Genomic DNA, 21673 nt, shown 5'->3' with positions numbered 1-21673 from the left:
CAAGAGGATGAAAAAAGCGCCGGGCCTCGCAGGCCGGCGCCGGGGAAGGGAGGCGTTGCGGAATCGTTGCGGTCGATGCGGGGTCAGCCGATCGCGTCCAGCGCGAGTTCCAGGCCGGAGACGAAGGCATCTTCCAGCCGGTGGCCCAGACACCAGTCGCCGCACAGGCCGATGCCGGCGGCGGCATTCCACAGGTGGCTCTGGCCCAGCGGCTGGCGCGTCTGCGCGTGGCGCCAGCGGCGCACCTCGGCATAGGTCGGCTCGGCGCGGATGCCGGTCACCTCGGCAAAGCCCTTGAGCAGCTTGGCGAGCACGCGGGCGGCGTCGTCTTCCAGGTGCTCGGTGGACCATTCCGGACTGGCCTGCACCGTCCAGCGCTCGATCTGCGAGCGCCCGGGCTTGGACGATTCGCGCGCCAGCCAGGCGATGCGGTGGTGCGTGCTGCGCGCCGCGTTCCACTGCGGGCCCAGCGTGGTCAGGCCCGGGCGCACGGCCTGGGCGAAGGCCAGCATCAGCGTCCAGCACGGGGCGATGGTGACGGCCTCCAGCTTCGGGCCTTCGGGCAGCTCGATGCCCGAGGCCTGCAGCAGCGCGGTGGCCGCGGGTGCGGGCTGGCTCAGCAGCACGGCGTCGAAGCCGGCATGCACTTGGACCGATCCGTCGAGGGCTCCGGTGCGCACCTGCCAGCCGCCGGGGCGCAGCGGGTCGGCCTCGATGCGGGTGGCGTGCGTGCCGGTCAGCAGCCGGCCGGCCTGCTGCAGCGGCTGGGCCCAGGCGGCGACCAGCGCATCCATGCCGGGGGTCGCGACCCAGTGCGCTTCGCCCGGGGGCGGCGCGGCGGCGGCCACGCGGCCGGCGGCGTCCAGCACGCGCACGGTGTTGGCGCTCCAGGCACGGCACAGGCCGGGCACGGTATCGAGCGCCTTCTGGAAGCGCGGATCACGCACGGTGAAGTACTGCGCGCCGGTGTCGAAGCCGCCGAAGGGCGATTCGAGCGTGCCGGTGCGTCCGCCGGGCCGGGCGGATTTCTCGAACACCACCACCTCGTGCCCGGCCTGCACCAGCGTGCGGGCGCAGGCCACGCCGGCCATGCCGGCGCCGATGACGGCGAAGCGGCGCGCCGCCGATGCTGCGGGTGCGGCCGCAGCCGGCTGGTGGGCAGGCTCGGCGTTTCGCAGGCGGCGCTGTGATCGGGGAACGGAAGAACGCATGGCAGGCCCTTTCAGTGGCAATCGATGGGTGGGGCAGCGGCGCCCCCGGATCGGCGAGGAACGCTGGAGCGCGCACGGTGCTTGGCTGTCACTCTACACGCGCTGCGGGCCGCGGTGGGCGGGTGGCAACCCGCTGGTGACACCTGCGGGTGATGCTCTGCGGCAATGCCCGCAGTGCGATCAGACCGGCTGGTGGTTTTCCAGCAGCGCCCGGCGCGTGGCGGGCTTGCGCAGCTGCTCCAGCCACCATTGCAGCGCCCGGCCCGGGACGGAGTGGCCGGGCCCGCCCCAGGCGTAGTGCAGCTGCACGGTGCGCGCGGGCCGCGCCACGGCGCGCACCACCAGCCGGCCGGCGGCCACGTGGGCGCGCGCCATGGGCTCGGGCAGAAAGCCGCCGCCCAGCCCGCGCAGCAGGGCCTGCACCTTCGCCTGCATGGTGTCCACGGTCAGCACGTCCTGCCCGCCCAGGATGCCCATGGTCACGCCGCCTTTCTTGGCCGAGTCGGCCACGGCGATCACCCGGTGCTCGCGCAGTTCGGCATCGCTCAGCGGCTCGTCGCCCCGCGCCAGCGGGTGGTGCGGCGCGACTACGAAGTCGAACAGCATCCCGCCCAGCGACTCCTGCTGCAGCCCGGCCACCGTGCCGGGGCTGACGGCCACGCCCAGCGCCAGATCGGCATGGCCGGCGATCAGCGATTCGAGCGTGCCCGAGAGGATGCCGTCGCGCAGCTTGAGCCGGGTGGGCGGGGATAGGGCATAGAACGCCTCGACCAGCTCCAGCACCGTGGTGGGCGAGATCACGCCGTCGATCGAGAGCGTCAGCTGCGGCTCCCAGCCGGTGCCGACGCGGCGCACCCGGTGGGCGATGGCTTCCACGTCGTTCAGCAGCCGGGCGCCTTCGCGCAGCAGCTCCACGCCCGCCTCGGTGGGCCGCGCCTGGCGCGCGCTGCGGTCGAAGAGCAGCACATCGAGCGCATCCTCGATCTGCCGCACGCGGTAGGTGAGGGCGCTGGGCACCAGGCCCAGCTGCCGCGCCGCGGCGGCGAAGCTGCCCGAATCGGCGATGACCTGCAGCATGGACAAATGGTCGGGAGTGAGGACGTCGCGTGCTTTTTGCATGGTGCGCCAATGCTAATTCAAGCGATTTGAATGGAGACGTCAAGCCGCCTGCGCGCGGCGGCTTTCCGCCAGGGCTACGCTGCGGGTGGCCGCAGCGGGATACAGTGTCCCCCTTCGGCCGTCGCCGGCCCGCTGCCGGCCGGGCCTTCCGCGGCCGCCCCCACCCCATTCATCCATTTCAGCAAGAGAGCACACACCATGGCAAACATCGTCGTCGTCTTCCATTCCGGCTACGGCCACACGCAGCGCGTCGCCCAGTTCGTGGCCGAAGGTGCGGGCGCGAGCCTGCTGGCCATCGATGCCGATGGCGAGCTGCCCGAAGGCGGCTGGGAACAGCTGGCCGCCGCAGATGCGATCGTGATGGGCGCGCCGACCTACATGGCCGGCCCCAGCTGGCAGTTCAAGAAGTTCGCCGATGCCTCGTCCAAGGTCTGGTTCAGCCGCGGCTGGCAAGACAAGCTCTTCGCCGGCTTCACCAACAGCGCCAGCCTGAACGGCGACAAGGGCACCACGCTGGCCTATCTGCAGACGCTGGCCTCACAGCACGGCGGCCTCTGGATCAGCCTGGGCCAGCTGCCCGCCAACAGCAAGGCCGCCACGCGCAACCACCCCAACAACCTCGGCGGCTCGGTCGGCCTGCTGGTGCAGTCGCCTTCGGACGCGAGCGTCACCGAGATCCCGCAGGGCGATCTGGACACGGCCCGCCTGTTCGGCGAGCGTGTGGCGGCCATCGCCACGCGTTTCGGCGGCTGAGCGGAGCGCCGCCATGAGCGCCCCGTCGCCCACCCCCGAAATCGGCCTGCTGCGGCTCAAAGGCCATGAGAAAGACCTGGGCGGCGGCTTCACCGTGCGCCGGCTGCTGCCCGCGCTGCAGCTGCGTTCGGTGGGCCCCTTCCTGTTCTTCGACCATTTCGGGCCGGTGGCGGTGGAGCCCCAGGACGAGTACGACGTGCGGCCGCATCCGCACATCGGCCTGGCGACGGTGACCTATCTGTTCGAGGGCGCGATCATGCACCGCGACAGCCTGGGCTCCGAGCAGCAGATCGAGCCCGGCGCCATCAACTGGATGACGGCCGGGCGCGGCATCGTGCATTCCGAGCGCCGCCCCGAGGCGCTCGCGCAGCGCCGCTACGTGAACCACGGCATCCAGCTCTGGGCAGCATTGCCGGTGGCGGCGGAAGAGTGCGCGCCCTCGTTCGTCCACACGCCCGCCGCCGAGATCCCGGAGTGGTCGCAAGGCGGCGCCCGCGTGCGCGTGCTGGTGGGCGACGGCTTCGGCTGCCGCTCGCCGGTCGAGACGCTGGCGCCCGCGCTCTATCTGGACGTGCAGCTGCAGCCCGGCGCCTGGCTGGAGCTGCCTGCGCTGGCGCAGCAGATGGCGCTCTATCCGGTGGATGGCGACCTGTGGCTGGGCGACGAGCTGCTGCCGCGCCAGACCCTGGCCACGCTGCCCCAGGGACAAGCCGTGGCGCTGCGCGCCACCAGCGGCGAGCCGGTGCGCTGCATGGTGATCGGCGGCGATCCGCTGGACGGGCCGCGCCACCTCTGGTGGAACTTCGTTTCCAGCAGCAAGGAGCGCATCGTGCAGGCCGCCAAGGCCTGGGAGGCGCAGGCCATGGGCCGCGTGCCGGGCGAGACGGAATGGATTCCGCTGCCCGAGCGGCGCTTCAAGCTCTGAAGAATTTTGGGCGAAAAAGGGTTGCAGCGCTTGATGGATAAGCGCCTGCAGCTCACGAATTCATTGCATCCTTGGCCGGATTGGGCGACAGGTCAGCTTCCAGCACGCGCCGCTCGTCGAACACGAAGCAGCCGCCCTGGTAGTGCGCGCCGTCGGTCAGCTCGAAGTATTTGAGGATGCCGCCTTCGAGCTGGTAGACGTGCTCCAGCCCCTCTTCGCGCATGAGGATGGCCGCCTTCTCGCAGCGGATGCCGCCGGTGCAGAAGCTCACCACTGTCTTGCCGGCCAGCTCGGCCTTGTGCTCGCGCAGCGCGGGCGGGAACTGCGTGAACTTGTCGATGCGCCAGTCGATGGCGCCCTCGAAGGTGCCGTGGTCCACCTCGAAGGCGTTGCGCGTGTCCAGCGTCACCACCGGGCGGCCCTCGTCGTCGTGGCCGGCCTCCAGCCAGCGGTGCAGGGTCTGCGGGTCCACGGCGGGCGCGCGTCCGCCGGCGGGGCGGATGGCCGGGTGGTCCATGCGGATGATCTCCCGCTTGACCTTGACCAGCATCTTGCGAAAGGGCTGGCTGTCCGACCAGCTCTCCTTGGGCTCCAGCGGGGCGAAGCGCTCGTCTTCGGCCTTGAGCGCGGCGATGAAGCCGCGCACCGCCTCGGCCGGGCCGGCGAGGAACAGGTTGATGCCTTCCTCGGCCAGCAGGATGGTGCCCTTCAGGCCCATCGCCACGGCCCGCTCCTGCAGCCAGGGCTGGAGTTCTTGCGCGTCCGGCAGCGGAACGAAGAGATAGCTGGAGATATTGAGGACGTTGTTCACGGCTGTGCAATGGCAAAGGAGCTGGCCGGGGGAGGGCGGCGCCTGCGGCAGGCGCTGCAGCCATCCCCGGAGCCCGGGCAGATGATGGGTGAAGTGTGCCGCAAGCACGCGGCGGCACGGCCGGCATCGGCCGCTGGATGTGCGGCCGAGCCGGTTTGCTGCGTCAGGGCGCAGGCGCCAGCAGCGTCGATTCGATCTTGTTGGCGAGCTGGGCGATCGCCAGCGCCGCCGGGCAGCCCGGCATCTGCAGCAGCAGCAGCTGGCGGCGCATGACGGCATTGCGCACCGACGGATCGGCGGGAATGTCGCCCATGTGCAGCAGCCGCATGGGGCGGCCCGATTCGGTGCTGACGAAGCGGTCCAGCACCTGCTGCAGCTGGCTGGTGATGGCACGGCCATCGCCCGGGCGGGCGGCCTGGTTGACCACCATGCGCACGTGCTGGCGCTTTTGCTGCGTGGCCATGACCTTGATCGCGGCGTAGGCGTCGGTGAGCGAGGTCGGTTCCGGCGTGGCGACGATCAGCACTTCGGAGGCGAGCGAGATCGAGAACAGCACCACGTCGGAGATGCCCGCGCCGGTGTCCAGCAGCACCACGTCGTAGCGCGGGGCCAGCGTCTGCAGCACCTGCATGAACTGGTTGCGCACTTCGGGCGTGAGGCGCGAATATTCGACCATGCCGGAGCCGGCCAGCACGGCCGAGAAGCCGCCGGGCGCATCGATCACGGCGTCTTCCAGCTGGGCCTTGCCGGTGAACACGTCGTGCAGCGTGATCTTGGGGTGCAGGTTCAGCACCACGTCGAGGTTGGCGAGGCCCAGGTCGGCGTCGAGCACCAGCACGCGGTGGCCGCGGCGGGTGAGGGCGGCCGCCAGATTGGCGGAAACGAAGGTCTTGCCCACGCCACCTTTGCCACTGGTGATGGCGATGATGCGGGCGCCGGCAGGCGACTTGCCCGCGGCGTAGGGTGAAATGCCAGCAGAGGCGGCGGTTTGGGGGGACAGCGCGTCGGTCATCTCTGTGCTTTCAATAGGCGCTGCCTGTGGAGGGATCCAGGGGCGGGGGCACGTCGCCCCAGCCTGCAGGAGTGTATAGGGGCCCGAACAACAGGCTCTTTTCTTCTGCGGTCACGGTGCTGTCGGGTTGATCTTCGATGCTGACTCGATTGCGCCCGCCCATCTTGGCCTTGTAGAGCTGGGCGTCGGCCCGCTCGGTCCACAGCAGCGTCGTGCTGCGGATCCATTGCAGCGCGAAAGCGCCGCCGATGCTGATCGTGATCTGTAGCTCCACGGTGGGGGAGATGGCAATGGGCGTGCTCTCGACCGCCTGCCGGATGCGTTCGGCCACCGCCGTGCCGAAGCCGGCATGGCAGGCCGGCAGCACGACGGCGAATTCCTCGCCGCCGTAGCGCGCCAGCGTGTCCATGGGGCGCACGCAGGCGTCCAGCGTGCGCGCCACCGACTGCAGCACCAGATCGCCCGCCATGTGGCCGTAGGTGTCGTTCACGCGCTTGAAGTTGTCGATGTCCAGCATCAGCAGCAGCGCGGATTCACCTGAGCGCGTGACGCGGTCGATCTCGCGTTCCAGCACGGTCCGGAAATGCCGACGGTTGGCCAGCCCGGTGAGGGGGTCTTTCAGCGATAGCTCGCACAGGCCGTCGATCAGGCTTTGCAGGTAGAGGGCGGGAGTGTCCGAGTGCAGCGTTGCCTCGGAGCCCATCGATTGCATCACGAGCGCATGTGCTGTCGAAAGTCGCAGCTCGTTCAAATGGACGGTGTTATGAGGCACGGTTTCGGTCACGAAATGGCGGCAGCAGGGGTGACGGTGAGACTTATAAGCGAGTGTAACCGCGCATTGTTATCAATAGTTTCTTTCATGCCGTACCCCTGCCCTGTTGCAGGGCTGAGAGGGCCTCGGCGTCGGTGCGGTACATCGCCAGCAGCGGGCTGGGTTCCAGCAGCCCGGCGCGGCGCAGCACCTGCTCGGCGGGCAGCTTCAGACCGCTCACGTGCAGCTGGCCGCCCCGGCCGCGCACCAGCGCCAGCAGGCGGGCGAAGGTCTCGGTGCCCGTCACGTCCACGCGGTTGATCGGCAGCGCGAAGAGGCAGACGTGCTGCACGTCGGGGTGGGCGGCCAGGTGCTCGGCCACGCGGCGCTCCAGCGCGGCGGCGGAGGCGAAGTCCAGCTCCGCGTCCATGCGCAGCGCGAGCAGTCGCGGGGCGATGGGCGGCAGCTGCCAGAGGTGGCGGTCGCGCAGGCTGCCGTCCGGGTGGATGCCGACTTCGATGATGCGCGGATGCAGGCGCTGGAAGAGGAAGTGCGCCAGGCTCATGAAGATGCCGGCGAGCACGCCCCAGTACATGCGCGGCGCGGTGGCCAGGGTCAGCGCGAAGGTGACGCCGCCGATGGCCGCCTCCACCCGCGAGACGCGCGCCAGCTTCCACATGCTGGCCGGCTTGATGAGGCTGGTCACGGCGGTCACCACCACCGCGGCCAGCACCGACTGCGGCACGTGGTAGAGCGCGGGCGTGAGCCAGAGCAGCACGGACAGCACCAGCAACAGCGCGAAGAGCGTCGCCCAGCCGCTCTTGGCGCCGGCATAGAGGTTGATGGCCGAGCGCGAGAACGAGGCGCTGGTGGCGAAGCTGCCGCACAGGCCCGAGCTGATCTTGGCCATGCCGTGGGCGACGAGGTCCTGGTTCTCGTTCCAGCGCGTGCCGGCCTGGCTGTGCTCCACCTTGGCGCTGGAGGCGGTCTCCAGGAAGCTCACCAGCGTGACCACCAGCACGGGCAGCAGCAGATCGCCGAATTCGTCCCACGACAGCCATTCGGGCCAGTAGGGGGAGGGCAGGCCGGCCGGCAGGTGGCCGACCACGGCGCCGTGCGCGTCGGCATAGCCCAGCGCCCAGCTCAGCGCAGCCGCTGCGGCCACCACCACGATGGCGGCCGGAAAGCTGGACCGCCACCGGCGCGCCAGCACCAGCAGCACGAGGCTGCCCAGGCCGAACGCCAGCGCGATGGGGTCGAAATGGTGGATGGACGGGCTCACCCAGAGCGCGTGCCAGCTGGTGCGCAGGCCCAGCAGCGCCGGCAGCTGCGACGCCAGGATCAGCAGGGCCGCCGCCTGGGTGAAGCCGTTGAGCACCGGTGAGGTGACCAGGTTCAGCAGCCAGCCGAAGCGCGCGGCCCCGAGCGTGACCTGCACCAGCCCCGACAGCATGGCCATCCATGCGGCGAGCGCCACCCAGTGCGCGCTGCCGGGCTCGGCCATGCCGGTGAGCGATGCGCCGATCAGCAGGCTGGTGAGCGCGGTGGGGCCCACGCCCAGGCGGGTCGATGAACTCCAGAGCACCGCGATCAGCGCCGGCACCAGCGAGGCGTAGATGCCCGTCACCAGGGGCATGCCGGCGAGCGCCGCGTAGGCCACGCCCTGCGGCACCAGCATGAGGCCGACCGTCATCCCGGCCCAGAAGTCGCCCGCCAGCAGGGCGCGGTCGGGCCGGGGCCAGGCCAGGAAGGGGAGCCAGCGCGACAGGGCCAGCATGCGCGAAGAGGTCATCCGGCGATTGTCGTGTCTGGGCGCCAGCCGCAGCGTGGATTCGTTCGGCAACTGGCAACTTTGTCCTACGGCAGCTTCGGCAGGCGCCCACCATGGGCCTGCGGGGGCGGGCCTACAGTCCGGCACATCCCTCTCAGTTGTTCCAAGGAGACTGCCATGACGCACCCATCCCATACTCTCTCCCAACGTTCCGCCTGGCGCCTGCTGGGCCTGGCCGGCGCCGTTGCGCTCAGCCTCGGTCTGGCAGCCTGCGACCGCAACAGCGGCGAGCAGACCGCGGGCCAGAAGCTCGACGCCGCCGTCGCCAAGACGGAGCAGGCCGCAGCCGATGCCAAGGTCAAGCTCGAAGACGCGACCCGCGATGCCACGGCCGCCACGCGCAGCGCCGCAGCCGATGCCGCCGCGGTGATGGACGACGCCGGCATCACCGCCAAGGTGTCGGCAGGCCTCGCCAAGGACTCGGAACTCAGCGCCATCAAGATCGACGTGGACACCCGCAACGGCATCGTGACTCTCACCGGCCCCGTCAAGAGCGCCTCTGCCAGCGAGCGTGCCGAAACCATCGCCCGCGGCGTGCAGGGCGTGAACTCGGTGGTCAACAAGCTCACCGTCAGCGCCACCTGACCAGGGCCGCCCTGTGGCGGCACGGATCATGGGCCGATAGCGCCACGGCGCTACCATCGGCCCATGACTGCTTCCCTGCCCGACACCCCAGGCCCGGCGGACGCCGAGCCGCGCCACCTGACGACCCGTCTCGTCCACCATTCCTATGAGGCCCCGGCCGGCTTCGCCGCGCCGCAGCCGCCGGTCCACAAGGCTTCCACCGTCATCTTTCCCAACGTGGCCGCCATGCGTGCCCGCGAGTGGAAGGACAAGACCAGCTACACCTACGGCCTGCACGGCACGCCCACCACCTATCTGCTCGAAGAGCGCCTCGCCACGCTCGAAGGCGCGGCCCAGTGCCTGCTGGTGCCGAGCGGCCTGGCGGCCATCGCCAACGTCGCGCTGGCCCTGCTGCGCACGGGCGACGAGGTGCTGATTCCCGACAACGCCTACGGCCCCAGCAAGGCGCTGGCCGAGGCCGAGCTGCGGCACTACGGCATCCGCCACGTCATCTACGACCCGCTCGACCCGGCCGATCTGGCCGCCCGCATCACGCCCGCCACCCGGCTGGTCTGGCTGGAAGCGCCGGGCTCGGTCAGCATGGAATTCCCCGATCTGGCCGAGCAGGTCCGCATCTGCCGTGCGCATGGCGTGATCTGCGCGCTGGACAACACCTGGGGGGCGGGCCTGGCCTTCGCTCCCTTCGATCTGCTGGGCGACGGCACGCTGGGCGTGGATGTCTCCGTGCATGCCCTCACCAAGTACCCCAGCGGCGGCGGCGACGTGCTCATGGGCAGCATCACCACCCGCGACCAGGGCCTGCACCTGCGCATCAAGCTCGCGCACATGCGCCTGGGCCTGGGCGTGGGCGCGAACGATGTGGAATCCGTGCTGCGCTCCCTGCCCAGCATGGCGATCCGCTACCGCGCGCACGACGTGGCCGCGCGCGAGCTGGCCCGCTGGATGGCGGGGCAGCCGGCAGTGGCCCAGGTGCTGCACCCGGCCCTGGAAGGCTCTCCCGGCCATGCCCAGTGGCGTGCGCTCTGCGGCGCGGCCCAGGGCGGCGAGGGCGCAGCGGCGGGGCTCTTCAGCGTGGTGATCGACGAGCGCCACTCCCAGGCCGCGGTGGATGCCTTCTGCGACGGGCTGCGCTATTTCAAGCTGGGCTACAGCTGGGGCGGCCCGATGAGCCTGGTGGTGCCCTACGACCTGCCCGGCATGCGCGACCGCCCGGCCGGCCACCTGAAGCCCGGCACCGTGGTGCGTTTTTCCATCGGGCTGGAGGATGTGGAAGATCTGCGCGCCGACCTCGAACAGGCGCTGCGCGGCGCCTTCGGCGGGTCTTGAGACGGCCGGGGCGGGCCAAGCTGGTACATTGGTCCGTCAACTAGATCACTTCATGAGAAAGAGGAGCCCCCTTGGCTACACCCAACTACGGATACGAAAAACGCCAGCGCGAGCTGGCCAAGAAAAAGAAGAAAGAGGAAAAACTCCAGGCCAAGTCCCAGCGCAAGACCGATGACCACCCCCATGGCGGGTCGGGCGACGGCGCTGACGGCGGCGCGGTGAACAACCCCGCGCAGGACGGCACCGGCACGCCCGTGGGCGGCTGATACCCGTCGGGTTCCGCCTCAGGCGCCGCGCTGCGGGCCTGGCGGGCGGTGCCCGGCCTGCGGCCCGGTTCCAGCCGGGCGCAGGCGCGCCGCCTCGGCGTGCGCGTTCTTCCCTTCTTGACGGTTCTTTTCGTTCTTCTTCAGCCCTGCGCGCGGCTCAGCGCGGCAGCAGCTTCTTCAGTTCCGGCCACACATTGGCCAGCATGATCGGATGGGCCTCCGCACGCGGATGGATCCGGTCGGCCTGGAACAGCCTGGTCGGGTCCGGCGCATCGGCCACGCCGCTCAGCAGGAACGGCACCAGCCCGGTCTTCTCGGCCTTGGCCACCGCAGGAAACACCGCGCCGAACTTGCGCGCATAGTCGCCGCCGTAGTTGGGCGGCACCTGCATGCCCACCAGCAGCACCCGGGCGCCCGCCTTGGTCGATTCCCGCGCCATCCACGCCAGATTGTCTTCGGTGTTCTTCAGCGGCAGGCCGCGCAGCGCGTCGTTGCCGCCCAGCTCGATCACCACCACGGCCGGCTTGTGCTGCGCCAGCAGCGCCGGCAGGCGCGAACGGCCGCCCGAAGTGGTGTCGCCGCTCACGCTGGCGTTCACCACGCGCGCGGCGATCTTCTCGGCCGCCAGCTTCTTGTCCAGCAGCGCCACCCAGCCCGTTCCGCGAGCCAGGCCGTATTCGGCGCTGAGCGAATCGCCCACCACCAGGATCACCGGGCCGGCCGCGGCAGGGGCCGCCGCCGCTGGCGCCTGGGCCAGCGCGGGGCCGGCACAAAGCCCTGCGGCGACGGCCAGTGCCGCTGCCGCGATAAAGTCACGCCGACGTTCCACTTGCATCACAGCCAAAGCCCTTTCATGTCCGAACCATCGCCATCGCCCGCTCCCTCGTCCCCGCCCGGCACGCCCATCATCGCGGTGGAGCATGTGGTCAAGTCGGTAACGGATTCGACGGGCACGCTCGACATTCTGCGGGATATCGATTTCCGCCTGGCGCAGAGGGAAACGGTCGCCATCGTGGGGGCCTCGGGCTCGGGCAAGAGCACGCTGCTGTCGATCATCGCGGGCCTGGATACGCCCACCAGCGGCACCGTGCGGCTCGACGGGCAGGACCTCTTCGCCATCGACGAAGACGCCCGCGCCGCGCTGCGGGCCCGCAAGCTGGGCTTCGTGTTCCAGAGCTTCCAGCTGATGGCCAATCTGACGGCGCTGGAGAACGTGATGCTGCCACTGGAGCTGGCCGAGCGCCGCGACGCCCGCGCGCTGGCCGCCGAGATGCTGGCCCGCGTGGGCCTGGGCCAGCGCCTCTCGCACTACCCGCGCGTGCTCTCGGGCGGCGAGCAGCAGCGCGTGGCGCTGGCGCGGGCCTTCGTGGTGCAGCCGGCCGTGTTGCTGGCCGACGAGCCCACCGGCAGCCTGGACTTCGCCACCGGCGAGACCATCATGCGGCTGATGTTCGACCTCAACCGCGAGCTGGGCACGACGCTGGTGCTGGTCACGCACGACCGGGCGATCGCGGCGCAGTGCGAGCGGCGCATCACCATCGACGCCGGGCGGCTCTCCGAAGGCTGAGAACGTGAACACGTTCTGAGCCCTTTCGCGCGGGCAGCGCCCGCGAATCCTGCGCGTGGCGCTATGGATTTGATAGTTTTCCGGCCGAGGCGCGGGCGCCGGGGATAATCGCCCCATGTCCAGCCCCAAAGTCCTCTTCGGCTTCCACGCCGTCGGCGTGCGCCTGAAGACCGCGCCCCAATCCATCATCGAGATCTACTACGAGGCCACGCGCCGCGATGCCCGCATGCGCCAGTTCCTCGACCGTGCCCGCGAGTCCGGCGCGCGGCTGATCGAGGCCGACAGCGAGCGCATCGCCAAGCTGGCCGGCAGCCACGGCCACCAGGGCGTGGCGGCGCGGGTGGAGGCGCTCAAGCAGGCGACTTCGCTCGACGAGCTGCTGGAAGACCTGGAAGCCGCCGGCATTGAGCAGCCCCTGCTGCTGGTGCTCGACGGCGTGACCGACCCCCACAACCTGGGCGCCTGCCTGCGCGTGGCCGACGGCGCGGGCGCGCATGCCGTCATCGCCCCCAAGGACCATGCCGTGGGCCTGAACGCCACCGTGGCAAAGGTGGCGAGCGGCGCGGCCGACACGGTGCCGTACTTCATGGTGACCAACCTGGCGCGCACGCTGGGCGAGTTGAAGGAACGCAACATCTGGTGCATCGGCACCAGCGGCGATGCCACCAAGAGCATTTACCAGGTGGACCTGAAGGGCCCCGTGGCCCTGGTGCTGGGCGCCGAGGGCGACGGCATGCGCCAGCTCACCCGCAAGACCTGCGACGAGCTGGTGTCCATCCCCATGAAGGGCGGGGTGGAGAGCCTGAACGTGTCGGTGGCCAGCGGCGTGTGCCTCTACGAGGCGCTGCGCCAGCGCGGCGGCTGAGTGAGGGCCGCCGTGCCCCGCAGGCATGACCGGGGCCGCGCGATAATCGGCGGGTCTTCAGGGCGGGGTGGAATTCCCCACCGGCGGTAGGCGGCGTACCCGGTTCATGCGTTCCGGGCCGCGCTGCGAGCCCGCGAGCGCCCCGGCGGGGTTTTCCATCCTGCCGGGGGTCAGCAGATCCAGTGCGAGGCGGCGCCTGCCGCTTCCAGTCTGGAGCCGACGGTCACAGTCCGGATGAAAGAAGATGTGCGATGCGGGGCCTGCTGGCAAGGCGGGCCCGGCGCCGCCGTGTGTCCGCGCGCGTCCGCAGCCCTTCGCCGGGCCGGCTGCGTGCGGATGCTTCTTGCATGCACAGCCTTGGAGCGTTTCTTTCAATCTTGTTTGAGGAGCGTTCTATGTCTTCCCCCGTGTCTCTTCCTTCCGCCCCGGCCTGCGATGCCGGCGTGCCGCTGGCGCCTTTGCCGGAGATCATCGCGGCCATCGCTGCCGGCCAGCCGGTGCTGGTGCTCGACGATGCCGACCGCGAGAACGAGGCCGATCTGGTCTGCGCCGCCGCCAACATGAGCGAGGCCACCATGGCGCTCATGATCCGCGAGGGCAGCGGCATCGTCTGCCTGTGCCTTGTGCCCGAGCACGCGCGGGCCCTGGGCCTCAAACCTATGGTGGAGGTCAACCGCTCGGCCTTCTCCACCGCGTTCACGCAATCCATCGAGGCGGCGCACGGCGTGTCCACGGGCGTGTCGGCGGCCGACCGGCTGCAGACGGTGCGCTGCGCCCTGCGCATTCCCGAACAGGGCGAGGCGCCCGAGGTGGTGAGCCCGGGCCATATGTTCCCGCTGGTGGCGCGCCCCGGCGGCGTGCTGGAGCGCCAGGGCCATACCGAATCGGCCGTGGACCTGGCCGTGCTGGCGGGCCTACCGCCGGCCGGCGTGCTGTGCGAGCTGATGAACCCCGACGGCAGCATGGCCCGCGGCGCGCAGGTGGCCGAATTCGCCGCGCGCCATGGCCTGCTGTGCACGACGGTGCAGGCGCTCGTGGCCTACCGCCAGGCCCTGGCGCAACCGGCAGCGCAGGCGCTGGCCGCGGAATGCGCCGAGGCCTGATCTGATGCCGGACGCCGCCGCTCAGGCGGTTTCGGCGCTGGCCTGGCTGAGTGCCTCCAGCGCGTCAGCATCCAGCTGCAGCTGGGTGGCCTTCACCAGGCCAGCCAGCTGTTCCAGCGAGGTGGCGCTGGCGATGGGCGCGGTGATGCCGGGCTGGGCCAGCTGCCAGGCGATGGCCACCTGGCCCGGCGTGGCCTCGTAGCGCTCGGCCACCTCGTCCAGCTCGGCCAGGATGCGCAGGCCGCGTTCGTTGAGATACAGGCCCACGGTCTTGGGGCCGCGGGCGCTCTTGGCCGCGTCCGCCTCGGTGCGGTACTTGCCGGTCAGAAAGCCGGCCGCCAGGGCGTAGAAGTTGATCACGCCCACGCCATGCTCCAGGCACAGCGGGCGCAGCGCGTCTTCGAACACCGCGCGGTCGTAGAGGTTGTAGAGCGGCTGCAGGCTCTCGTAGCGCGGCAGGCCCAGGCGTTCGCTGGTCTGCAGGGCCTGGGCCAGGCGGGGCGCCGAATGGTTGGAGGCGCCGATGGCGCGCACCTTGCCGGCCTGGATCAGCTCGGCATAGGCGCCCAGCGTTTCTTCGAGCGGGGTGTCGAGGTCGTCGTCGTGCGACTGGTAGAGGTCGATCACGTCGGTCTGCAGGCGGCGCAGGGAGTCTTCCACCGCCTGGCGGATGTAGGCGGGCTTGAGGCCGACCTTGCCATTGCCCATGTCCTTGCCGACCTTGGTGGCCAGCACGATGCGGTCGCGCTGGCCGCGGGCCTTGAGCCATTTGCCGATCACGGTCTCCGATTCGCCGCCCTGGTGGCCGGGCGCCCAGCGCGAATACACGTCGGCCGTGTCGATGAAGTTGAAGCCGGCGTCCACCCAGGCGTCGAGCAGCGAGAACGAGGTGGCCTCGTCCACCGTCCAGCCGAACACGTTGCCGCCGAAGCACAGCGGCGAGACCTGCAGGCCGGAGCGGCCGAGGGCGCGGCGTGCGGGGGTGGTGGAGTCGGGGGTGGGCGAGGTCGTCGCTGTCGTCGTCGTCATCGGTATGTCTCCTGCGTCAAAGCGGTGATGAAGGGCGGGGCCAGCCGGCCCCGGCGAACGGGATGGGGCCATTCTTGCCCCTGTGCCCATGGCCCCATGCTGCGCTGCGGTATCGGGCGCCGGGTTCGGTCAGACCCAGCCCAGCGCCCCCAGCACGGCACCCGCGCCCAGCAGCCACAAGAGGTGCAGCCGCGTGCGCCAGACCAGCAGCATGGAGACGCCCGTGAGGCACCAGAGGCGCCAGTCGTGCTCCAGGCTGCCGTGGGCGCTGGCCAGCACCCAGGCGGTGGCCAGCATCAGGCCGACCACCAGCGGCGCCATGCCCTGCTTGAAGGCGCGCACGGCCCACCGTTCGCGGTTGCGGTGCGCCCAGCGGGTGGCGGCCCAGGTCAGCAGGCTGCTGGGCAGCATGATGCCGGCCATGCACAGCAGCACGCCCAGGGTGCCCCAGGCCCAACCCGCGGCGCCGGGGCCGCCCGCGTTCAGGCCCACGTTCCAGCCCAGCAGGGCGATGAAGAGCACGTTCGGCCCGGGCGCGGCCTGGGCGATGGCGATGGAGGCACTGAACTGCGGATCGGTGATCCACCCTTGCTGGCCGACGAGGTGGCGGTGCATGTCGGGCGCGGTGGAGATCGCCCCGCCCACGGCCAGCAGCGAGAGCGAGAGGTAATAGACGAAGAGGTGCAGCCAGTCGGCCGGCTGCAGGTGGAGCGTGAGCGGCGTCATGGGCGGGGCGCCCCCAGCCGGCGCCAGGTCAGCACGCAGGCCGCGCCGCCGATGACGAGAAGCGTCCAGGCCAGCGGCACGTGCAGCAGGGCCATGGCGGCGAAGGCCGCCAGCGCGATGGCGCCGCACACCCAGGGCCCGAGCGGGTGGCGCACCAGCGGCGCGGCCAGCTTGCAGCCCACGCCGGCCACCAGGCCCGCCGCCACCGCGCCCATGCCGCGCAGCGCGCCGGCCACGGCGGGCAGCGAGGAAAAGCTGGCGTAGGCCATGGCCAGCGCCAGCACCACTAGCAGGGGCAGCGTGAGCATGCCGGCGATGGCCACCAGCGCGCCGCGCAGGCCGAAATGCCGGTCCCCGATCATGATCGAGAGGTTGACCACGTTGGGCCCGGGCAGGATCTGGGCCACGGCCCAGTCCTCGACGAATTCCTCATTCGTCATCCAGCGCTTTTTCTCGACCACCTCGCGCTGCACCACGGCCAGCACGCCGCCGAAGCCCTGCAGCGCCAGCCAGGTGAAGGACCAGAAAAGCTCGCCGAGCGAGCGGGGCACGGGGCGCGCTTCGGCGGCTGGCGGAGGGTTGGTGGGGGCGGCTGCAGCGGCATCCTGCAGCGCGGAGGGTGGAGGCGGCGTGGAAGAGGAGGGCATGGGCGACTGGCGGGGCGATTCGAGCGGCGGGACGGCATGGCCGGAGGGCGCATGGCACCGTGGCTGCCGCCACGGGCGCCGGCCATGGTACGCCCACCGCCCGGCCCGGGCCGGCCCTCCGGGCCGAAGCCGGCCATCGCCTTGCACGATCGCAGGTATCGGCTCTGGCGAGGCGATGCGAGGCTGAGGGCGGCGATCAGCCCGCCGTCTTCTTCGGCTTCTGCACGGCGAAGACGATGCTGGAGAAATCCAGCGCGCCATGCCCGGCCAGGCTGTGCGATGCATAGAGGTTGCGCGCCAGCCCGCCCAGCGGCGTGGCGGCCTTGACGGCCATGGCGTTCTCTTGCGCCAGGCCCAGGTCCTTGAGCATCAGGTCGGTACCGAAGCCGCCCGCGTATTGCCGGCTGGCGGGGGCGGCTTCCATCACGCCGGGCCAGGGGTTGTACTTTTCCAGCGCCCAGTTGCCGCCGGAGCTGCGGCGCATGATCTCGCTCAGCACCTTGGCATCCAGCCCGTTGGCCACGCCCAGGGCGATGGCTTCGCTGGTGCCGGCCATCAGGATGCCCAGCAGCATGTTGTTGCAGATCTTGGCCGTCTGGCCCGCGCCCACGGCGCCGGCATGGAAGATGTTGGCGCCCATCTTTTCCAGCACCGGGCGGGCGCGTTCCAGGTCGGCCGCATCGCCGCCGACCATGAAGGTGAGCGTGCCGGCGATGGCGCCGCCCGTGCCGCCCGAGACCGGCGCGTCGATGAAGGCCACGCCCTGGGCACGGGCCGCATCGGCCACCTTGCGCGAGGTGGCGGCGGCGATCGTCGAGCAGTCGATCACCAGCGTGCCGGCCGGGAGCTGGGGCAGCAGGCCTGGCTGGCCGCCCTGGCCCAGGTAGAGCGCCTCCACGTGGGCGCTGGCGGGCAGCATGCTGATGACCACGTCCACGTTGGCCACGCAGTCCCCGGCGTCGGTGCTGATGCGCACGCCGTCGGCCGCGAGCTTGTCGCAGGCGGGCTTGGACAGGTCGAACGCGCCCACGTCGTGGCCCGCCTTGTGCAGGTTCAGCGCCATGGGGCCGCCCATGTTGCCCAGGCCGATGAATGCGATTTTCATGGTGTCGTCTCCTTTGGTGTGTGGATGGATTTGCTCTTGTATTGATAGCTGCTGCCCCCGGCGATACGGGCGCTGGCGCCCGAAATGGCCTGGATTTTTTCAGCCGCCGGATGTTCAGTCGTCGTCCGCCTCGAAGATGCTGTGGCGCTTGCCGGGGCGGGCCGGTGCCGCGCTGGCCGCGGCCTCGGGCGCCGCTGCGGGCTTGCGGCGCCGGGGCGATGCCTTGGCGCGCGGGTTGAAGGCCAGGGCCTCGTCCAGCCAGAAGCGCCACTGCGCCCGGGTCGCGTAGCCGCTGGGCTCCACCCAGAAGTAGCCCTGCATGCCGCCGCCGGGGGAAAGTTCGCGCGTGCCCTGCTTTTCCTGGAATTCGGCATGCCGCTCGGGCGGCAGGCGCACCAGCAGGTCGGTGCCTTTCACGCCCAGGCAGAGCTTGCCGTCCACCAGGAAGCTCCAGCCGCCGAACATGCGGCGTTCCTCTGCCTCGCCGCCGCCGGGCAGGGCCTGGGCCGCCAGCGCGTTGCGCACGGCGTCGATGAGGTGCAGGGTTTCGTCGGCGAGGGGGCGGGCAGGCATGGAAGTTGGGATGTTTTGGGCTGCTGGCACTGGTGCGGCAAGGGTGTGCAGCTATTCAAAAAATAGCAATTGCCTAGCGGATGGCCTCCGGCGCGTCGCCGTCGAGCATGCGCCGCGCGATGATGACCCGCATGATCTCGTTCGTGCCTTCCAGGATCTGGTGCACCCGCGCATCGCGCAGCAGCCGCTCCAGCGGGTATTCGCGGATGTAGCCGTAGCCGCCGTGCAGCTGCAGCGCCTCGTTCACCACGTTGAAGCCCGCGTCGGTGGCGAAGCGCTTGGCCATGGCGCAGTAGGTGGAGGCGTCGCGCGCGCCGGCGTCCAGCTTGGCGGCCGCCAGCCGCACCATCTGCCGCGCGGCGACCAGCTCGGTCGCCATGTCGGCCAGCTTGAACTGCAGCACCTGGAAGCTCGCCAGCGCCTTGCCGAACTGCTTGCGGTCCTGCATGTACTGCTGGGCATGCCCCAGCGCTCCCTGGGCCGCGCCCACCGAGCAGGTGGCGATGTTGATGCGCCCGCCGTCCAGGCCCTTCATGGCGATCTTGAAGCCTTCGCCCTCGGCGCCCAGCAGGTGGTCGGCCGGGATGCGCACGTTGTCGAAGCTGATGGTACGCGTGGGCTGGCTGTTCCAGCCCATCTTCTGTTCTTTCTTGCCGTAGTGGATGCCGGGCGTGTCGGCCGGCACGGCGAAGGCGCTGATGCCGCTGGCGCCGGAATCGGGCGCGCCGGTGCGGGCCATGAGCACCAGCAGGTCGGTGGCGCCCGCGCCGCTGATGAAGGCCTTGGCGCCGTTGACGACGTATTCATTGCCCACCCGCTCGGCCCGTGTCTTGAGCGAGGCCGCGTCCGAGCCCGCGCCGGGCTCCGTCAGGCAGTAGCTGGCGAGCTTCTCTCCCGTGGCGAGCAGCGGGCCCCAGTGCTCGCGCACCGCGGGCGTGGCCCAGGTGCCCAGCATCCAGGTCGCCATGTTGTGGATGGTGATGAAGGCGGTAGTCGATGGATCGACCGCCGCCATTTCCTCGAACACCAGCGTGGCGTCGAGACGGGGCAGGGCGAGGCCGCCTGCGTTCTCGGGCGCGTAGAGGCCGCAAAAGCCCAGCGCGCCGGCTTTGGCGATGGCCTCGCGCGGGAAGATGCCTTCCTCGTCCCAGTGCGCGGCATGCGGCGCGAGTTCGGCCCGGGCGAATTCGCGGGCGGTGTCGGCAAAGGCGCGTTGCTCTTCGGTCAGCTCGAAATCCATGGTGCTTGTCTCTCTGGCTCGTCGTTGTTCTGTCTGCTCATCCGGTCCGGGCTCACTGCGGCCGGGCCGCGGGGTGCTCCAGCGTCAGCCAGCGCATCAGTCCCTGGCGCCGCGCCACGGTCTCCGCCGTGAGGCACTCGTGGTAGAGGCGCGGCCCCTCGGGCTGGGCTTCCGAGCCCCGCGTAGCCTGCTTGCACCGCGTGACGCGCTCGCGCTGCCAGGCCGACTGCTCCTGCCGCAGCTGCGGCCGCTCGTGCGCCGCCAGCGCCCGCATCACGTCGCCATACAGGATCGCGATGGCCGTGTCCGCCTGCTGCCAGGCCTGCACCGCGCAGGCGTTGGTCTCGGCCACCGTGCCGCCGGGCTGGCAGGCGGCGCCGGCCTGGGCGTGAGCGCCGGCACTGCACATCCACAGCGCGAGGGCGCCTGCGACTCCGAATATCCCGGCCGGTCGTCGCCATATCTTGAAAATTTCCATCCTTCGCTTGTACCACTGCGCCAGATACCGGCGCGGCCCAGGCCAGCGGCAGCCGCGCAAGGGCCGCCCCGCCGCGCTGGCTGCGTCCCCCTTCCCGCGCGCCAGCGCGAGAGAAGGGGGAAGGCGCGCAGCGCCTCAGGGGGATGTCACTTCATCCAGGATGTCACTCCATCCAGGATGTCACTTCAAGCTGATCGTGGTGTTCACACCCTGGCCGATCGTGCTGTCGTCGAACCACCGCGCCGTCACCGTCTTGGTCTGCGTATAGAACAGCACCACCTGCTTGCCGTAGGGGCCCAGGTCGCCTAGCTTGGAAGCGCGCGAGCCCGAGAACGAAAAGAGCGGCACGGGCACGGGGATCGGCACGTTGATGCCCACCTGGCCCACGTCGATCTCTTCCTGGAACTTGCGCGCCGCCGCGCCCGACTGCGTGAAGATGGCCGTGCCGTTGCCGTTCGGGTTGTCGTTGATGAAGGCGATCGCTTCGTCGATGTCTTTCGCAACCGCCAGGCACAGCACCGGGCCGAAGATCTCCTGGTCGTAGATGCTCATGCCGGGCTTCACGCCGCTGAACACGGTCGGGCCGACGAAGTTGCCCTTCTCGAAGCCCGCCACCTGGGGCTTGCGGCCGTCCAGCTCCAGCGTGGCGCCGTCGGCGATGCCGCGTTCGATCAGGCCCTCCACGCGCTCGCGGGCGGCGCAGGAAACGAGGGGGCCCACGTCCGTGCCTTTCTCGGTGCCGGCGCTGACCTTGAGCGTCTTCGCCTTGGCGACCAGATCGGGAATCCACTGCCGGGCCTCGCCCACCAGCACCACCACCGACAGCGCCATGCAGCGCTGGCCGGCCGCGCCGAAGGCGGCGCCCGCCAGGGCGTTGAGCGTCTGCTCCTTGTTCGCGTCGGGCAGCACGATGGCGTGGTTCTTCGCGCCCATCATGCACTGCACGCGCTTGCCGTTCAGGCTGGCGCGGTTGTACACGTGCGTGCCGACCTTGGTGGAGCCCACGAAGCTGATGGCCTTGATCAGGGGGTGGTCGCAGAGCGCGTTCACGGCATCCTCGCCGCCATGCACCACGTTCAGCACGCCGGGCGGAATGCCGGCTTCGAGCGCCAGCTCGCACAGGCGCATGGTGACCATCGGGTCCTGCTCGCTGGGCTTGAGCACGAAGGTGTTGCCCGTGGCGATGGCCATGGGGAACATCCAGAGCGGGATCATGGCCGGGAAGTTGAACGGCGTGATGCCTGCGCACACGCCCAGCGGCTGCATCAGCGTATAGGTATCGACCCCGCCGGCCACGTTGTTGGCCAGCTCGCCCAGCTGCAGGTTGCCGATGGCGCTGGCGTGCTCCACCACCTCCAGGCCGCGGAACACGTCGCCCTCGGCATCGGGCAGGGTCTTGCCCTGTTCGGCTGTCAGCAGCGCGGCCAGCTCGCCCATGTTCTCGCGGATCAGCTGCTGCAGCTTGAGAAAGATGCGTGCCCGGGCGCCGATGGGCGTCTTCTTCCAGGTCTTGAACGCCTCCTGGGCGGAGGCCACGGCCGCGTCGATCTCATCCGGCGTGGCGAAGGGCACGCGCGCCAGCACCTCCTGCGTGGCGGGGTTGACCACATTGCGCCACTGCGTGGTCCTGGATTCGACGAACTGGCCGCCGATCAGCAGCTTGACGGTGGGCGCCAGCAGGGCGGTGGACTGGGGTGCGTTCATGGGTCGGTGTCTCCTGGTGGTTCTCGTTGCGCCGGCTGCGTGCAGC

General features: G+C 70.4%; 23 protein-coding genes and 1 riboswitch. Of the genes, 8 read left to right on the top strand and 15 right to left on the bottom strand.

Going from position 1 to position 21673, the window contains the following annotated elements; genetic code table 11:
- Positions 1-83: 83 nt before the first annotated feature.
- Positions 84-1211: an NAD(P)/FAD-dependent oxidoreductase gene (locus BM070_RS10270; RefSeq protein WP_092939491.1), complete on the bottom strand. Its 1128-nt coding sequence runs from the start codon at positions 1209-1211 to the stop codon at positions 84-86.
- 180 nt (positions 1212-1391) lie between these two features.
- A complete protein-coding gene (locus tag BM070_RS10265) occupies positions 1392-2330 on the bottom strand; it encodes a LysR family transcriptional regulator (protein WP_092939490.1) in 939 nt (312 codons plus the stop codon).
- 198 nt (positions 2331-2528) lie between these two features.
- Here BM070_RS10265 and BM070_RS10260 point away from each other — a divergent pair, with 198 nt between their 5' ends.
- Both BM070_RS10260 and BM070_RS10255 read left to right on the top strand, forming a co-directional pair.
- The gene (locus BM070_RS10260; protein ID WP_092939489.1) at positions 2529-3083 is read left to right on the top strand and encodes a flavodoxin family protein; all 555 of its coding nucleotides are present in this window, start codon (positions 2529-2531) and stop codon (positions 3081-3083) included.
- A gap of 13 nt (positions 3084-3096) precedes the next feature.
- Entirely contained in the window at positions 3097-4008 is a 912-nt protein-coding gene (locus BM070_RS10255; protein WP_092939488.1) for a pirin family protein, read from the top strand.
- Positions 4009-4060: 52 nt separating this feature from the next.
- On the opposite strand, the gene BM070_RS10250 is transcribed toward BM070_RS10255, so the two are convergent.
- From BM070_RS10250 to BM070_RS10235, 4 genes are all read right to left on the bottom strand, one after another.
- Positions 4061-4819: a sulfurtransferase gene (locus BM070_RS10250; protein WP_092939487.1), complete on the bottom strand. Its 759-nt coding sequence runs from the start codon at positions 4817-4819 to the stop codon at positions 4061-4063.
- 163 nt (positions 4820-4982) lie between these two features.
- Positions 4983-5831 carry a MinD/ParA family protein gene (locus tag BM070_RS10245; RefSeq protein WP_092939486.1) on the bottom strand — a complete coding sequence of 283 codons (849 nt, stop codon included), beginning with the start codon at positions 5829-5831 and terminating at the stop codon, positions 4983-4985.
- Between the two features lie 10 nt (positions 5832-5841).
- Positions 5842-6543: a GGDEF domain-containing protein gene (locus BM070_RS10240; protein ID WP_092939485.1), complete on the bottom strand. Its 702-nt coding sequence runs from the start codon at positions 6541-6543 to the stop codon at positions 5842-5844.
- A gap of 145 nt (positions 6544-6688) precedes the next feature.
- Positions 6689-8374: a SulP family inorganic anion transporter gene (locus BM070_RS10235; protein ID WP_092939484.1), complete on the bottom strand. Its 1686-nt coding sequence runs from the start codon at positions 8372-8374 to the stop codon at positions 6689-6691.
- Between the two features lie 156 nt (positions 8375-8530).
- Between BM070_RS10235 and BM070_RS10230 the strand changes: the two genes are divergently transcribed.
- The 3 genes from BM070_RS10230 (at position 8531) to BM070_RS10220 (ending at position 10590) form a co-directional block, all read left to right on the top strand.
- Positions 8531-8998, top strand: a complete 468-nt coding sequence (locus tag BM070_RS10230; RefSeq protein WP_092939483.1) for a BON domain-containing protein — start codon at positions 8531-8533, stop codon at positions 8996-8998.
- 63 nt (positions 8999-9061) lie between these two features.
- Entirely contained in the window at positions 9062-10324 is a 1263-nt protein-coding gene (locus BM070_RS10225; RefSeq protein ID WP_092939482.1) for a PLP-dependent transferase, read from the top strand.
- A gap of 71 nt (positions 10325-10395) precedes the next feature.
- Entirely contained in the window at positions 10396-10590 is a 195-nt protein-coding gene (locus BM070_RS10220; protein ID WP_092939481.1) for a hypothetical protein, read from the top strand.
- A 157-nt stretch (positions 10591-10747) separates the two neighbouring features.
- Here the strand turns inward: BM070_RS10220 and BM070_RS10215 are convergent, their stop codons facing one another.
- Complete coding sequence (locus BM070_RS10215) at positions 10748-11425, bottom strand: arylesterase (RefSeq protein WP_092939480.1); 678 nt, start codon at positions 11423-11425, stop codon at positions 10748-10750.
- A gap of 18 nt (positions 11426-11443) precedes the next feature.
- Between BM070_RS10215 and BM070_RS10210 the strand changes: the two genes are divergently transcribed.
- From BM070_RS10210 to ribB, 3 genes are all read left to right on the top strand, one after another.
- On the top strand, positions 11444-12157 hold the full coding sequence (locus tag BM070_RS10210) for an ABC transporter ATP-binding protein (RefSeq protein WP_092939479.1): 714 nt from the start codon (positions 11444-11446) through the stop codon (positions 12155-12157).
- Between the two features lie 115 nt (positions 12158-12272).
- Positions 12273-13022, top strand: a complete 750-nt coding sequence (gene rlmB, locus BM070_RS10205; protein WP_092939478.1) for a 23S rRNA (guanosine(2251)-2'-O)-methyltransferase RlmB — start codon at positions 12273-12275, stop codon at positions 13020-13022.
- A gap of 49 nt (positions 13023-13071) precedes the next feature.
- Positions 13072-13272: riboswitch (FMN riboswitch) on the top strand.
- Positions 13273-13417: 145 nt separating this feature from the next.
- On the top strand, positions 13418-14125 hold the full coding sequence (gene ribB / locus BM070_RS10200) for a 3,4-dihydroxy-2-butanone-4-phosphate synthase (protein ID WP_092939477.1): 708 nt from the start codon (positions 13418-13420) through the stop codon (positions 14123-14125).
- Between the two features lie 21 nt (positions 14126-14146).
- Here the strand turns inward: ribB and BM070_RS10195 are convergent, their stop codons facing one another.
- From BM070_RS10195 to BM070_RS10160, 8 genes are all read right to left on the bottom strand, one after another.
- Positions 14147-15154, bottom strand: coding sequence for an aldo/keto reductase (locus BM070_RS10195; RefSeq protein WP_092939476.1), 1008 nt, complete (start codon positions 15152-15154; stop codon positions 14147-14149).
- Between the two features lie 129 nt (positions 15155-15283).
- Positions 15284-15880, bottom strand: a complete 597-nt coding sequence (locus tag BM070_RS10190; RefSeq protein WP_092939475.1) for a chromate transporter — start codon at positions 15878-15880, stop codon at positions 15284-15286.
- A complete protein-coding gene (locus BM070_RS10185; protein ID WP_092939474.1) occupies positions 15877-16527 on the bottom strand; it encodes a chromate transporter in 651 nt (216 codons plus the stop codon). The genes BM070_RS10190 and BM070_RS10185 overlap by 4 nt, the downstream gene beginning before the upstream one ends.
- Positions 16528-16723: 196 nt before the next feature.
- Positions 16724-17632 carry a 3-hydroxyisobutyrate dehydrogenase gene (gene mmsB / locus BM070_RS10180; protein ID WP_092939473.1) on the bottom strand — a complete coding sequence of 303 codons (909 nt, stop codon included), beginning with the start codon at positions 17630-17632 and terminating at the stop codon, positions 16724-16726.
- Positions 17633-17746: 114 nt separating this feature from the next.
- Positions 17747-18205, bottom strand: coding sequence for a TfoX/Sxy family protein (locus tag BM070_RS10175; protein ID WP_092939472.1), 459 nt, complete (start codon positions 18203-18205; stop codon positions 17747-17749).
- A 73-nt stretch (positions 18206-18278) separates the two neighbouring features.
- Positions 18279-19445, bottom strand: coding sequence for an acyl-CoA dehydrogenase family protein (locus BM070_RS10170; RefSeq protein ID WP_092939471.1), 1167 nt, complete (start codon positions 19443-19445; stop codon positions 18279-18281).
- 52 nt (positions 19446-19497) lie between these two features.
- A complete protein-coding gene (locus tag BM070_RS10165) occupies positions 19498-19923 on the bottom strand; it encodes a lysozyme inhibitor LprI family protein (RefSeq protein WP_092939470.1) in 426 nt (141 codons plus the stop codon).
- 180 nt (positions 19924-20103) lie between these two features.
- Positions 20104-21627: a CoA-acylating methylmalonate-semialdehyde dehydrogenase gene (locus BM070_RS10160; protein ID WP_092939469.1), complete on the bottom strand. Its 1524-nt coding sequence runs from the start codon at positions 21625-21627 to the stop codon at positions 20104-20106.
- Positions 21628-21673 lie beyond the last annotated feature (46 nt).

This window comes from Paracidovorax wautersii (assembly GCF_900113035.1).
In the GTDB taxonomy this organism is placed as follows: Bacteria; Pseudomonadota; Gammaproteobacteria; order Burkholderiales; family Burkholderiaceae_C; genus Paracidovorax; species Paracidovorax wautersii.
The sequence above is the reverse complement of the archived record's forward strand: the minus strand, read 5'-3'. Positions and strand labels throughout refer to the sequence as shown.

Coding starts and splice junctions, on each gene's coding strand:
- BM070_RS10270 (WP_092939491.1), bottom strand. CDS start 1,211: ATGCGTTCTTCCGTTCCCCGATCACAGCGCCGCCTGCGAAACGCCGAG.
- BM070_RS10265 (WP_092939490.1), bottom strand. CDS start 2,330: ATGCAAAAAGCACGCGACGTCCTCACTCCCGACCATTTGTCCATGCTG.
- BM070_RS10260 (WP_092939489.1), top strand. CDS start 2,529: ATGGCAAACATCGTCGTCGTCTTCCATTCCGGCTACGGCCACACGCAG.
- BM070_RS10255 (WP_092939488.1), top strand. CDS start 3,097: ATGAGCGCCCCGTCGCCCACCCCCGAAATCGGCCTGCTGCGGCTCAAA.
- BM070_RS10245 (WP_092939486.1), bottom strand. CDS start 5,831: ATGACCGACGCGCTGTCCCCCCAAACCGCCGCCTCTGCTGGCATTTCA.
- BM070_RS10240 (WP_092939485.1), bottom strand. CDS start 6,543: ATGCAATCGATGGGCTCCGAGGCAACGCTGCACTCGGACACTCCCGCC.
- BM070_RS10235 (WP_092939484.1), bottom strand. CDS start 8,374: ATGACCTCTTCGCGCATGCTGGCCCTGTCGCGCTGGCTCCCCTTCCTG.
- BM070_RS10230 (WP_092939483.1), top strand. CDS start 8,531: ATGACGCACCCATCCCATACTCTCTCCCAACGTTCCGCCTGGCGCCTG.
- BM070_RS10225 (WP_092939482.1), top strand. CDS start 9,062: ATGACTGCTTCCCTGCCCGACACCCCAGGCCCGGCGGACGCCGAGCCG.
- BM070_RS10215 (WP_092939480.1), bottom strand. CDS start 11,425: ATGCAAGTGGAACGTCGGCGTGACTTTATCGCGGCAGCGGCACTGGCC.
- BM070_RS10210 (WP_092939479.1), top strand. CDS start 11,444: ATGTCCGAACCATCGCCATCGCCCGCTCCCTCGTCCCCGCCCGGCACG.
- rlmB (WP_092939478.1), top strand. CDS start 12,273: ATGTCCAGCCCCAAAGTCCTCTTCGGCTTCCACGCCGTCGGCGTGCGC.
- ribB (WP_092939477.1), top strand. CDS start 13,418: ATGTCTTCCCCCGTGTCTCTTCCTTCCGCCCCGGCCTGCGATGCCGGC.
- BM070_RS10195 (WP_092939476.1), bottom strand. CDS start 15,154: ATGACGACGACGACAGCGACGACCTCGCCCACCCCCGACTCCACCACC.
- BM070_RS10190 (WP_092939475.1), bottom strand. CDS start 15,880: ATGACGCCGCTCACGCTCCACCTGCAGCCGGCCGACTGGCTGCACCTC.
- BM070_RS10185 (WP_092939474.1), bottom strand. CDS start 16,527: ATGCCCTCCTCTTCCACGCCGCCTCCACCCTCCGCGCTGCAGGATGCC.
- mmsB (WP_092939473.1), bottom strand. CDS start 17,632: ATGAAAATCGCATTCATCGGCCTGGGCAACATGGGCGGCCCCATGGCG.
- BM070_RS10175 (WP_092939472.1), bottom strand. CDS start 18,205: ATGCCTGCCCGCCCCCTCGCCGACGAAACCCTGCACCTCATCGACGCC.
- BM070_RS10170 (WP_092939471.1), bottom strand. CDS start 19,445: ATGGATTTCGAGCTGACCGAAGAGCAACGCGCCTTTGCCGACACCGCC.
- BM070_RS10165 (WP_092939470.1), bottom strand. CDS start 19,923: ATGGAAATTTTCAAGATATGGCGACGACCGGCCGGGATATTCGGAGTC.
- BM070_RS10160 (WP_092939469.1), bottom strand. CDS start 21,627: ATGAACGCACCCCAGTCCACCGCCCTGCTGGCGCCCACCGTCAAGCTG.